Genomic DNA, 12,089 nt, shown 5'->3' on the forward strand with positions numbered 1-12,089 from the left:
GGAACCCGGTGCCGGGCGGGGGCGGGACGGCGCCTCCCGGCGGCGGGGGCGGGACGGCGCCGGGCTGCTCAGCTCCCGGGGTGGGCTCGTCCGGCTGGGGCGGGGTGGGTCCGGTCGGTGGCTGGCTCATCCGAGATCCTCTGCATCGCTGGTGCGCCGTGTGAACGGCAGTCGTCGGCTTCAGCGAACCGAAGGTGCCCAGGGGTGTCAAACGCACGCGCCGGTCTCGTGAAGAAATTGTGAAGCTGCACGTCGTCAGCCGGTGAGAGCACGCACGACGGCATCGGCGAGCAACCGCCCCCGACGGGTGAGCACCACCCGGGCGTCGGCGCGCCGCAACGCCGGGGCCGGGTCCACCAGCCCGTCCGCGAGGAGCCCGGCCACGGCCCGGCGGCCCTGCTCGTCGAGCGCGGTGAGCGGCAACCCCGTGCGCAGCCGCACCTCGAGCAGCACACGCTCAAGCGCCCGGGTCGGTCCGTCGAGCACCTCGCGACCAGCCGCCGGGCTGCGACCGGCGGCCAGGGCCTGCGCGTACGCCCGCGGGTGCTTCGCGTTCCACCAGCGCACCCCGCCGATGTGGCTGTGCGCACCCGGGCCGATCCCCCACCAGTCGTCACCGCGCCAGTAGGCCAGGTTGTGCCGGCACGCGTCCTGCGCTGTCGCGGCCCAGTTGCTCACCTCGTACCACTCGAGGCCGGCGGCACCGAGCACCTCGTCGGCCAGCTCGTACATGGCGGCCTGGGTGTCGGGGTCTGGCATCGCGAGCGCGCCCCGCCGCACCTGCGCACCCATCCGGGTGCCGGGCTCGACCACCAGGGCGTAGGCGGACACGTGCTCGACCCCCGCGTCCACGACGGCGGCCAACGACGTCGCCCAGTCCTCGAGCGACTCCCCCGGCGTGCCGTAGATGAGGTCGAGGGAGGTGCGCAGCCCGGCCTCCCGCGCCCAGGCGACCGCCTGCGGCACCCGCTCCGGGGTGTGCGTGCGCTCCAACGTGGCCAGCACATGGGGCACGGCGGACTGCATCCCGAAGGACACGCGGGTGAACCCCGCCTGCGCGAGCGCCGCCAACGAGTCGGCGGTCACCGAGTCGGGGTTGGCCTCGGTGGTGACCTCGGCGTCGTCGGCCAGCCCCCAGGTGGTCCGCACCGCATCGAGCATGGCGGCCAGGTCGTCCACCGGGAGCAGCGTCGGCGTGCCACCGCCGAAGAACACCGTCGACACAGGACGGGACGGCAGGCCCGCGGCGCCCAGCACACGAGCGGCCAGCGCGACCTCGTCCCGGGCGGTGGCCGCGAACGACGCCTGGCTGGCACCACCACCCAGCTCGGCGGACGTGTAGGTGTTGAAGTCGCAGTACCCGCAGCGCACCCGGCAGAACGGCACGTGCAGGTAGACCCCGAACGCACGGTCGCCCGCGCCGTCGCGCACGCTGGCCGGCAGGGCGCCGTCGGCGGGCGCCGGGTCGCCGTCGGGCAGCGCCGGGCTCACTTCTTCTTGGCGTCCTTGGCCGGTGCGGCGTCCGAGGACAGCGCGGCGATGAAGGCCTCCTGCGGGACGTCGACCCGCCCGATGGTCTTCATCCGCTTCTTGCCCTCCTTCTGCTTCTCCAGCAGCTTGCGCTTGCGGGTGATGTCACCGCCGTAGCACTTGGCGAGCACGTCCTTGCGCATAGCCCGGATGGTCTCGCGGGCGATGACGCGGGCGCCGATCGCGGCCTGGATCGGCACCTCGAACTGCTGGCGCGGGATGAGCTCGCGCAGCTTGCCCGTCATCCGCACGCCGTACTCGTACGCCTTGTCCTTGTGCACGATCGCGCTGAAGGCGTCCACCTGCTCGCCCTGCAGCAGGATGTCGACCTTGACCAGGTCGGCCGCCTGCTCGCCCTGCGGCTCGTAGTCGAGGCTGGCGTAGCCGCGGGTGCGCGACTTGAGCTGGTCGAAGAAGTCGAACACGATCTCGGCCAGCGGCATGACGTACCGCAGCTCGACGCGTTCGGCCGACAGGTAGTCCATCCCCTGCATGTCACCGCGGCGCTGCTGGCACAGCTCCATGACGGTGCCCACGAACTCGGTCGGCAGCAGGATGGTCGCCTTGACCACCGGCTCGCGGACCTCGCGGATCTTGCCCGCCGGGAACTCGCTGGGGTTGGTCACCCGGACCTCGGTGCGGTCCTCCAGGCTCACGTCGTACTCGACGTTCGGGGCGGTCGAGATGAGGTCGAGCCCGAACTCGCGCTCCAGCCGCTCGCGCACGATCTCCAGGTGCAGCAGCCCGAGGAACCCGACGCGGAAGCCGAAGCCGAGGGCGACCGAGGTCTCCGGCTCGTAGACCAGTGCGGCGTCGTTGAGCTTGAGCTTGTCCAGCGCGTCGCGCAGCACCGGGTAGTCGGTGCCGTCGATCGGGTAGAGGCCGGAGAACACCATGGGCTTGGGGTCGGAGTAGCCACCCAGCGCCTCGTCGGCGGGCTTGGCCGCATCGGTGACGGTGTCGCCGACCTTCGACTGGCGCACGTCCTTCACCCCGGTGATGAGGTAGCCCACCTCGCCGACGCCCAGGCCGCGGGTCGGCACCGGCTCGGGTGACACGACGCCGATCTCGAGCAGCTCGTGCGTGGCCCGGGTCGACATCATGACGATCCGCTCCCGGGCGCTCAGCGCACCGTCCACCACCCGCACATAGGTGACCACACCGCGGTAGGTGTCGTAGACGGAGTCGAAGATCATCGCCCGGCTGGGGGCCGACGGATCACCGACGGGCGGCGGCACCAGCTCGACGATCCGGTCCAGCAACGGCTCGACCCCGACCCCGGTCTTGGCCGAGATCCGCAGCACCGAGTCGGGCTCGACACCGAGCAGGGAGGCGATCTCCTCGGCGTACTTCTCCGGCTGGGCCGCGGGCAGGTCGATCTTGTTGAGCACCGGGATCACGACGAGGTCACCCTCGAGCGCCAGGTACAGGTTGGCCAACGTCTGGGCCTCGATGCCCTGGGCGGCGTCGACCAGGAGCACGGCGCCCTCACAGGCGGCCAGGGAGCGTGACACCTCGTAGGTGAAGTCGACGTGCCCGGGGGTGTCGATCATGTTGAGCGCGTAGGGCGTGCCGCCCAGCTCCCACGGCATGCGCACGGCCTGCGACTTGATGGTGATGCCGCGCTCGCGCTCGATGTCCATCCGGTCGAGGTACTGGGCCCGCATGGCACGCGGGTCGACGACACCGGTGGCCTGCAGCATGCGGTCGGCCAGGGTCGACTTGCCGTGGTCGATGTGCGCGATGATCGAGAAGTTGCGCAACAGCTCCGGCGGTGTGGCCGCGGGGGCGATGCGTGCCGTGGCGGACGGACCAGGGATCGGGGACAACGACGTGGCTCCGCAAGGTCGAGGGATGGCCGGCGCCGGGGCCGGCGGGCGTCACCATGGTCCCATGAACCCGCTCGGTGGCGCCGCGCCCGACCTGGTCACCTTGACCGCCCTCACCGAGGCCTTCGCGCAGACCGTCCCGACGGTGCCTGCGGACGTCCCGGTGCCGTGGTGCGGCAGCTGGCTGGTGGGCGACCTCGTGGAGCACCTGGCCCAGGTGCACCACTGGGCCGCGGGCCAGGCGCAGCGACGTGAGGCGGAGCCGGTCGCCTGGTCGCCCGCGCAGGCCGAGGACGGGTACCGCCGCTGCGCGCACGAGCTGCTCACGACGTTGGCCACGCTCGCCCCGGACTCCCCTGCCTGGACGCTGGACGAGTCCGGCGTGTCCGGGTTCTGGCACCGGCGTCAGGTGCACGAGACCCTCGTCCACCTGTGGGACCTGCGCACCGCCGGCGGGTCGGGCCTCGATGTGCCACCGGCGCTGTGGGCGGACACCGTCGACGAGGTGGTGGCCGTGATGGCCCCGCGGCAGGTCCGGCTGGGACGGCTCGCGCTGCCCGCACGGGCGGTCACCCTGGTGGCCACCGACACCCCCGGTCGCTGGACGCTGCCGTCGGCCCAGGCCGGTGCGCCCGCGGCCACGGTGCACGGCCCCGCGGCCGCCCTGGCGCTGCTGCTGTGGGCGCGGACCGGACTGGACGACCCGACGCTGCACGTCACCGGCGACGCCACGGCCGTGCACGAGGCACTGGCCGGTGCGCTCACCCCGTAGGTCCGGGCGGCTCAGGCCTCGCGCGTGATCTGCACCTGGACGGCGAGCTCGGCGGCACCGGCCCCGGCGTAGATGCCACGCAACGGTGCGACGTCGTCGTAGCAGCGGCCCCTGCCGAGCACCACATGGTGGGCTCCGACGGGTGCGGAGTTCGTCGGGTCGTAGGCGTACCAGCGCCCCACCCACCACTCGACCCAGGCGTGCGACTCCCCCGAGACCGTCTCCCCGATCGGCGAGTCGGCCGCCGGGTGCAGGTAGCCGGACACGTAGCGGGCCGGGATGCCCACCGCGTGCAGAGCGCCGACGCTCAGGTGCGCGATGTCCTGGCAGACCCCGGCGCGGGCCGCCCACGCCTCGGCGGCCGGGGTGTGCACGCTCGTCACACCGGGGATGTAGCGCACCTGCTCGCGCAGCGCGTGGCAGACGGCGACCGCGGCCTCCTGCGGGGCCAGGTCCGCCGCGGCCGCCACGGCGAGGGCGACCACGTCGTCGGGCACGCACGTCGTCGCGGTGTCGGACAGGTCCTCCGCGAGCGTGTCGCGGACCCGCGGCGAACGCAGCGCGTCCCAGCCCGCGGGGGCGATGAGCTCACCGGCATCGACCACCTCGACGAGGTGCTCGGCGGTGATGTGCAGCGCCTGGTGCGGGGCGAGCACCTCGAACGCGGTGACGGCGGTGCCCCAGTAGTCCTCGTACTGGGCGCTCCAGGTCTGCGGCTGCACCTCGAGCCGGGTGGACAGCACGGTCTGCCCGGGCTGGCTCACCGGCGTCATCCTGGCCTCGTTGTACGAGGCCGTGACCGGCACCGCGTACCGGAAGGTCGTCGTGTGCACCACCCGCAGCCGGGTGACCCCGGGGCGCGGCTCGGTCGGGCTCACAGCGCCTCACCGACCCACTGCGCCGGCGAGCCGGACGGGAAGTACCGGCCGCGGATCGCGTCGGAGGCCGCGCCGCAGGCCCGCTGCACCTGCTCCATCTCCCGGGGCAGGTCGTCCAGGATGTCGGACAGCGGGCGGTACTCCAGCGAGGTGCGTGCCAGCCCGATGTGCCGGCGGGCGTCGTCGATGCCGGCGCGGTCGACCACCGGCTCGATGCCGGTGAGGCAGGCCTCGGCGTCGTTGAGCGCGTGCACCACCGACCGCGGGAAGAGCCGGTCCAGCAGCAGGAAGCCGGCCGCACGCTCGTCGGACGCCGTGCCGCGGTAGGTGCGCAGGAAGGCCTCGTGCGCCCCGCAGGAGCGCAGGAAGGTGATCCAGCTCGGGCCCGCGGACCCGGCGAGGGCGCGGGTGGTGAGCAGCCGGGCGGTCATGTCGGCCCGCTCCATCGACCGCCCGAGCACCAGGAAGTTCCACGTCTCGTCACGCGAGATGGTCGAGTCGACGATCCCGGCCACGACGGCCGCACGCTCGCGCACCCAGACGAAGAAGTCGTGGGTGCGGGTGGTCGCCATCTGCGCCGGCAGCTGGTTCCAGGTGGCGTTGAGCGCCTCCCACAGCTCGGTGGAGATGATCTCCCGGGCGCGGCGGGCGTTCTCCCGTGCCGCCGTGAGCGCACCGGCGATCGAGGACGGTGAGTACCGGTCGTAGGCGAGCAGGTCGAGCACATGGGCCCGGCCCACCGGCACCGAGGCGTCGGGCGCGGTCCGGTTCATCACCGACAGCAGCGACCGGCAGGCCAGGTCCTCCTCCGCCCAGGGGTCCTCGAGCAGCATCTGCACGTGCACGTCGAGCAGCCGTGCGGTGTCGTCGGCGCGCTCGACGTAGCGCCCGATCCAGAACAACGACTCGGCGATGCGGCTCAGCACGGGTCACCTCGCTGCCTCTGCTGCTGCTGTTGCTGCTGCTGTTGCTGTTGCTGTTGCTGCATGACGACGTGGCTGCCCTCGTCGTGCGGGTTGGCCGACATCGGCACCGCGTGGTCGGACTCGATCGGCTGCGGACGCGCCGCCCCGACGGTCTCCCGGTGCGGCACCCGGCCGCCGAGCACCCAGGTGTCCTTCGACCCGCCGCCCTGGGAGGAGTTGACGACGAGCTGCCCCTCGGGCAGTGCCACCCGGGTGAGCCCGCCGGGCAGCACGTAGACCTGGTCGCCGGAGTTGACCGCGAACGGGCGCAGGTCGACGTGCCGCGGCCGCAGCCCGTCCTCCACGAGGGTCGGCACGGTCGAGAGCTGGACGACGGGCTGGGCGATCCAGCCGCGCGGGTCCAGCTGCAGCCGGGTGCGCAGCGCCGCGAGCTCGGACCGGGAGGCCGCCGGCCCCACGACGATCCCCTTGCCACCGGAGCCGTCCACCGGTTTGACGACGAGCTCGTCGAGCCGGTCGAGCACCTCGGTGAGCGAGTCCGGCTCCTCCAGCCGCCACGTGTCCACGTTGGGCAGGATCGGTTCCTCGCCCAGGTAGTAGCGCACCAGGTCCGGCACGTAGGTGTAGATGAGCTTGTCGTCGGCGACCCCGTTGCCCACGGCGTTCGCGATGGTCACCGTGCCGTTGCGCGCCGCGTTCATCAGGCCCGGGCTGCCCAGCAGCGAGTCCTCGCGGAACACGACAGGGTCGAGGTAGTCGTCGTCCACCCGGCGGTAGATGACGTCGACCCGCCGGCGGCCCTGCGTCGTGCGCATCCACACCCGCCCGCCGGCGCAGAACAGGTCCGGTCCCTCGACGAGCTCGACGCCCATGGTCCGGGCGAGCAGGGTGTGCTCGAAGTAGGCGCTGTTGTAGACGCCCGGGGTGAGCACGACGACCGTCGGGTCGTCCACCCCGGCGGGCGCGGCGGCCTGCAGGGCCGCGAGCAGGCGACGCGGGTAGTCGTTGACCGGCCGGATCCGCAGCGCGGCGAACAGCTCGGGGAAGGTCTGGGCCATCGCCTGCCGGTTGGACAGCACGTAGCTGACCCCGCTGGGCACCCGGACGTTGTCCTCCAGCACCCGCCAGCCGGCGGCGCCGTCCCGGATGAGGTCGATGCCCGCCACGTGCACCCGGACGCCGTTGGGCGGCTCCACCCCGCGCGCGGCCCGGTGGAAGTGGGTCGAGGAGACGATGACCGACCGCGGCACCACACCGTCGGCCACGACCTGCTGGGTGCCGTAGACGTCGGCGAGGAAGGCCTCGAGGGCTCGCACCCGCTGGGCCACCCCCGGGGCCACCCGGTCCCACTCGTCGCCGCCGATGACACGCGGCACGACGTCGATGGGGAACGGGCGCTCCTCACCGGCGAAGTCGAAGGTGACGCCCTGGCGCAGGTAGCTGCCGGCAAGGGACTCGGCACGCGCGCGCACATCCGCCAGGGACATCGTCGACAACGCCTCGTGGACGCGCCGGTACGGCTTGCGCACGCCGGCGGCCTCGACCATCTCGTCCCAGGCCACCCCCTCGGGGTAGTCGTCGAAGAGGTCGGCCATGCTCGGACACTAGCGCCGCCGTGTCACGCCGTCGTTACGGCACGAAGAACGGCAGGTGGGCCGCCGATCGGGCCCGCTCGGCGAGGCGCACCCACCAACCGCCCGGGGCGGGATCGGCGCACGGCGGACCATCGGTCTGGGTGCTGCCGAGGGCGCGGTCACGGGGCGGACCGAGGTGCGGACCCGGGCGGGCGGCGCCCGGTGCGACGTGACCGGCGTGACTGGTAGCATGACCAGTCGCGCGCCCGCCGTCACGGTCGGGCGCCGGCTAGCTGTTCGCCACGGGGCGCCCCACTCCCCGGTCCGGAGCAGTGGCCCACCCTCAGACCTGTCCGAATCTGCACGAGGAAGTCCACACGTGGCGAACATCAAGTCCCAGATCAAGCGGATCCGCACCAACGAGAAGGCTCGCCTGCGCAACAAGGCGGTGAAGTCGGAGCTCAAGACCTACATCCGGCGCGTGCGCGAGGCCGTCGCCAGCGCCGACAAGGAGGCCGCCACCACGGCTCTGGCCACCGCGTCGCGCAAGCTCGACAAGGCCGTCTCGAAGGGCGTCATCCACGCCAACCAGGCTGCCAACAAGAAGTCGGCGCTGTCGAAGGCCGTCGGCTCGCTCTGAGCAGCCGCGAGGCCGGCTGAGCCGTCCGTCGCCGGATCACCTGGCGACGGCCTGCCGGTCTCGACACCTGTCGTAGACGACAGTGAGGGCGTCACCCCCCCTGCGGGGTGACGCCCTCACTGTTGTTGTGTGCCTGCCGTCCGCTCCGTCGACGGCAGGCGCCAGCCGGATCAGCCCGCGAAGCCCTCCGAATCCGCGAACGTCACCGACTCCCCCGAGATCTTCACCTCGGCGAACCGCCCCTTCACCTCGTCCGAGGGGGCCTTCACCTCGTCGGACGGGGCCTTGACCTCGCCGCGGGCCTCCCGCGAACGCTTCACCTCGCCGATGGCCTCCACCGGGATGGACGGGCGCAGACCCGCCTCGCGCAGCGCCCGGTCGAAGGTCTCGGCCGCCCGCTTGACCTCCCCGCGGAACATGTAGCGGTCCCCCAGGTCGCGCCAGATCGAGGCCGACTGCCGGGACGCCGACATCATCGCCAGCATCGACGCGGCCCGTTCGTAGGCGCCGGCCGCACCGGCGTCGTCGCCCCGCGCCTCGAGCGCGTCACCGAGCGCCACGAGCGCCGTCGTGGTCTCCAGCCGCGGCATGTCGCCGAGCAGCTCGAACGCGGCCCGCGCATGCTCGGTGGACCGGTCGACGTCGCCCAGCAGGAGGTACGCCCGGGAACGCTCGACATCCATCCGGGCGCGGTCACCCGCGGACCCCAGCACGACGAGCCACCGTTCGGCCTTGTCGAGCTGGTCGAGGGCGGCCTGCGGCTCGGGCGGGTCGGACCGCAGCAGCAGCCACGCGTAGTTGACCCGCAGCCGTGGGATGTCCCGGTCCGCCTCACCCTCGCCCAGCAGCGCCAGCGCCCGCTCGGTGAACCGCTGCGCCTGCTCGTAGTCGCGGCGTTCCTCGGCCACGACGGCGGCGTTCCAGTAGACGCTCCCGCGACCACGCGGGGTGCCCAGCTGCTCGGCGACCCGGATGAGCTCGGACACCCGCTGGGCGGCGAACAGCAGGTCGCCACGCTCCACGTAGGACCACAGCAGGGTCGAGCCCAGCCGCAGGTGCTCATCGGTCCCGCTCAGCTCCGCGTCCTCGAGGAGCGACATGGTGCGCTCCCCGACCTCCACGCTGCGGTGCAGGTCGCCGGCCTCGAGGTAGGTGACGACGAGGTCGACGGCGAGCCGCGCGAGCTCCAGGTGGTCGCCCGCACGCAGCGCATCGGTGTAGAGCGGTTCGAGGATCGCGATCGACTCCTCGAGCTGGCCGAGCATCTCCAGCGCACGCGCCCGGGTGAAGAGGGCCTCGGCCCGCAGCCGTGGCGTGACGACGTCCAGGTCGAGCTGGGCGACCCGGCGGGCCGCGTCGGCGGCCTCACCGTTCACCAGCGCGAGCCGGGCGTAGTCGAGCTCGAGCCGGGTCCGGGCCTCGTTGGGTCCTTCCTCGCCGTGCTTGAGGAACTCCAAGGTGGTGCCGAGCCGCTCGGCCAGGACGGCCAGTGCGGCGTCGGTGGGCTCGCGGTGCCCCGCCTCGATCAGCGAGATGTAGCTCGGGGAGAACGCATCCCCGGCGAGCCTGGTCTGGGACAGACCCGCCGCGAGCCGTGCTTCCCGCACGCGGTCAGCAATAGTCGTCATGGCAGTCATTGTACCTATGACTGGCGTTCAGAACAGCCCCACATTTCGGACCACCTGTTCGGCCCAGCCAGGCATGTCGTAACTGCTCAGCATGCCGCAGGGCCGACCCCGTCGGGGCCGGCCCTGCGATCGGTTCACCCACCCGGAGCAGAGTGGCGAATCGAAGAAGGTGCGGATGTCAGTTCACGGTGCGGCAGCAGCCCGACGCGCCGGTGTTGATCTTCGAGGGCGCGGCGGTCGCGGCGGTGGCGGACATCCCGAGCGTGGCGAGCACGACGGCGGCGGCAGCAACGATCTTGGCGGTGCGGGACATGTGGAACTCCAGTCACGAGAGGGCGAACACCGGTCACATGCATTATGACCAGATTCTCCTGGTCTTGTCGCCGGTTCTTCGGCGACTGTCACCGTCCTGCCACATCGCATCCGCACAGTGCACACCTGGAGGACAGACGTCGGCGCGAAATCCACCCGCACAGACCTGGTCGCCCGACCTGGTCGTGTGGTGTCATGTCGCCATGACAGGAACAGCCGGCGACAGCGCCTACGCGCGCCTTGCCGCCGCTGTCGACGAGGCGATCCCCGCGCCCCTGGCGACCGCCTGGCACCAGCACCTCGGACGCCAGCCCGTGGCCGTGGCGCGACAGGCGATCTTCACCGCTGCCGGTCGGGTGATGGGCTACGACCTCTCGTTCAGATCCCCCCAGGTGCGGGAGCCCTCCGACTGGTCCACCGACGACCACGAGCGCGCGACGTCGCAGGTGCTGCGCTTCGTCGTCGAGACCGACCACCTCGCCGAGCTGGCGGCCCACCAGCTCGTCTTCATCCGTGCGACCAGGGCGCACCTGCTCGGCGACCTTCCGTTGCCGGAGCGGTCGGACCGCCTCGTCCTCGTGCTCCCGCGGGGTCTGGAGGTGGACACCCCCACACTCATCGAGATCGGCCGGCTGCGCCGTCGAGGCTTCCGCACGGCGCTCCCGTCGTTCTCGGACCGCCCCCACCAGCGCCGGCTGCTGCCCCTCGCCGACTACGTCAAGATCGACGTCCGCGACCTCGACGTCGAGGGCCACCCTGTCGTCCGGGTCGCCCGCTCGTGCGGCGCGACCCTCATCGGCGAGTACGTCGAGCACGAGGCCGAGCTCGACGCTGCGCGCGAGCTCGGCCTCACCCTGTTCCAGGGCAACCTGCTCGAGCGCGCGGGTCTGGTCGTCCCGTCGACGTCCCCCCGGGCGAGGCACTGACCCGTGGTGACCGGGACGGAGCCGTCATGGACGAGGATGGCACGATGAGCCGAACGGGTGAGTCGCAGGATGGGCAGTCACAACGCCGTCATGACGGACCTGGCTCCGCCCTCCCATCCGGCGTGAGCACTGCGACCTACCTGACCCGGGTGCCGACCCAGCGCCCGCCGGTGGCACGCCAGCCGATCTGGACCACGACGGGTGCGCTGCTCGGCCACGAGTACCTCTACCGCTCGCGGGTCGGACGCCCGGCCGGGGTCGACCTGTGGCGTGCCGAGCGGCAGGACGTCGCCTCGGCGTCCGTGCTGCGCTCGCTGTTCGAGGAGACCGGGCGCGCGGCCGACTCCGAGACGCTCGTGTTCGTCAACGTCACGAGATCCTTCCTGGTCCGTGACCGGCCGCTGCCCGCCCACCTCGGCCGGCTCGTGCTCGAGATCGTCGAGTCCGTCCCCGGTGACGAGGGTGTCGTGCTGGGCCTGCGCCGGCTGCGGGCCCGGGGCTACCGGATCGCCATCGACGACTTCACCGCCACCTCCGACCAGGTCGCGATGCTCCCCTACGCCGACTTCGTGAAGATCGACTGCCGGGACCTGCTCGAGCAGGGTGCGAGGCTGCTGGAGATCGGTCGCAGCTGCGGCGCTCAGCTCATCGCCGAGCGCGTGGAGACGCCCGAGCTCGTCGCGCACTGCGCAAAGCTCGGTTTCGGCCTGCTCCAGGGCGACGCCCTCGGACCTGCCATGACGATGCCGCTGCTCTAGTCCGGCCGGGTGGGCACCACGCCCGGTGTGCCGTCAGACCTGTGGTGACGTCAGCCCTCGTGTGCCGTGGCCCCGCGCGCCGTCATGCCCGGTGCCGGCATCGGTCCGCCGTCAGCGACTCGCGGCCTGCGCCACCCGGATCACCGCGCGCTCGACCGCGTACGCGCGGTCCCGGCTCTCCCCCTTGACCTGGGCGTCCGCCTCGGCGACGGCGGTGATGGCGACGGCCAGCCCCTCAGGGGTCCAGTGCCGCAGCTCGGTGACCGCCCGGTCGACCTGCCACGGCGCCAGCCCCAGCTCACGGGCCGCCGCCGCC

General features: G+C 72.4%; 11 protein-coding genes and 1 pseudogene. 4 read left to right on the forward strand and 8 right to left on the reverse strand.

Going from position 1 to position 12,089, the window contains the following annotated elements; genetic code table 11:
- Window positions 1-255 precede the first annotated feature (255 nt).
- Both hemW and lepA read right to left on the reverse strand, forming a co-directional pair.
- Complete coding sequence (gene hemW / locus F2B26_RS10795; protein ID WP_159809202.1) at window positions 256-1,491, reverse strand: radical SAM family heme chaperone HemW; 1,236 nt, start codon at window positions 1,489-1,491, stop codon at window positions 256-258.
- Window positions 1,488-3,359: a translation elongation factor 4 gene (gene lepA, locus F2B26_RS10800; protein ID WP_159809204.1), complete on the reverse strand. Its 1,872-nt coding sequence runs from the start codon at window positions 3,357-3,359 to the stop codon at window positions 1,488-1,490. The genes hemW and lepA overlap by 4 nt, the downstream gene beginning before the upstream one ends.
- Before the next feature lie 64 nt (window positions 3,360-3,423).
- On the opposite strand from lepA, the gene F2B26_RS10805 reads away from it, so the two are divergent.
- The gene (locus F2B26_RS10805; RefSeq protein ID WP_159809206.1) at window positions 3,424-4,131 is read left to right on the forward strand and encodes a maleylpyruvate isomerase family mycothiol-dependent enzyme; all 708 of its coding nucleotides are present in this window, start codon (window positions 3,424-3,426) and stop codon (window positions 4,129-4,131) included.
- A gap of 11 nt (window positions 4,132-4,142) precedes the next feature.
- On the opposite strand, the gene F2B26_RS10810 is transcribed toward F2B26_RS10805, so the two are convergent.
- From F2B26_RS10810 to F2B26_RS10820, 3 genes are read right to left on the reverse strand one after another with little or no spacing between them, the layout of a single operon-like run.
- The gene (locus F2B26_RS10810) at window positions 4,143-5,009 is read right to left on the reverse strand and encodes a transglutaminase family protein (RefSeq protein ID WP_235929613.1); all 867 of its coding nucleotides are present in this window, start codon (window positions 5,007-5,009) and stop codon (window positions 4,143-4,145) included.
- Window positions 5,006-5,935: an alpha-E domain-containing protein gene (locus tag F2B26_RS10815; protein WP_159809208.1), complete on the reverse strand. Its 930-nt coding sequence runs from the start codon at window positions 5,933-5,935 to the stop codon at window positions 5,006-5,008. Before F2B26_RS10815 ends, F2B26_RS10810 begins: the two co-directional genes overlap by 4 nt.
- Window positions 5,929-7,530, reverse strand: coding sequence for a circularly permuted type 2 ATP-grasp protein (locus F2B26_RS10820; RefSeq protein WP_159809210.1), 1,602 nt, complete (start codon window positions 7,528-7,530; stop codon window positions 5,929-5,931). Before F2B26_RS10820 ends, F2B26_RS10815 begins: the two co-directional genes overlap by 7 nt.
- 358 nt (window positions 7,531-7,888) lie before the next feature.
- Here F2B26_RS10820 and rpsT point away from each other — a divergent pair, with 358 nt between their 5' ends.
- The gene (gene rpsT / locus F2B26_RS10825; RefSeq protein ID WP_159809212.1) at window positions 7,889-8,149 is read left to right on the forward strand and encodes a 30S ribosomal protein S20; all 261 of its coding nucleotides are present in this window, start codon (window positions 7,889-7,891) and stop codon (window positions 8,147-8,149) included.
- Window positions 8,150-8,319: 170 nt separating this feature from the next.
- Here rpsT and F2B26_RS10830 read toward each other — a convergent pair whose 3' ends face one another.
- The gene (locus F2B26_RS10830; RefSeq protein ID WP_159809214.1) at window positions 8,320-9,777 is read right to left on the reverse strand and encodes a helix-turn-helix domain-containing protein; all 1,458 of its coding nucleotides are present in this window, start codon (window positions 9,775-9,777) and stop codon (window positions 8,320-8,322) included.
- Between the two features lie 178 nt (window positions 9,778-9,955).
- Window positions 9,956-10,090, reverse strand: coding sequence for a hypothetical protein (locus tag F2B26_RS17585; protein ID WP_268891102.1), 135 nt, complete (start codon window positions 10,088-10,090; stop codon window positions 9,956-9,958).
- Between the two features lie 202 nt (window positions 10,091-10,292).
- On the opposite strand from F2B26_RS17585, the gene F2B26_RS10835 reads away from it, so the two are divergent.
- A complete protein-coding gene (locus F2B26_RS10835) occupies window positions 10,293-11,015 on the forward strand; it encodes a YuxH family protein (RefSeq protein ID WP_159809216.1) in 723 nt (240 codons plus the stop codon).
- 122 nt (window positions 11,016-11,137) lie between these two features.
- A complete protein-coding gene (locus F2B26_RS10840; RefSeq protein ID WP_235929614.1) occupies window positions 11,138-11,773 on the forward strand; it encodes an EAL domain-containing protein in 636 nt (211 codons plus the stop codon).
- A 111-nt stretch (window positions 11,774-11,884) separates the two neighbouring features.
- Here F2B26_RS10840 and F2B26_RS10845 read toward each other — a convergent pair.
- A pseudogene (locus tag F2B26_RS10845) lies at window positions 11,885-12,089 on the reverse strand (DNA polymerase III subunit delta); the annotation flags it as partial.

Origin of the sequence: Cellulomonas citrea (genome assembly GCF_009829685.1) — a bacterium.
Taxonomy (GTDB): domain Bacteria; phylum Actinomycetota; class Actinomycetes; order Actinomycetales; family Cellulomonadaceae; genus Cellulomonas; species Cellulomonas citrea.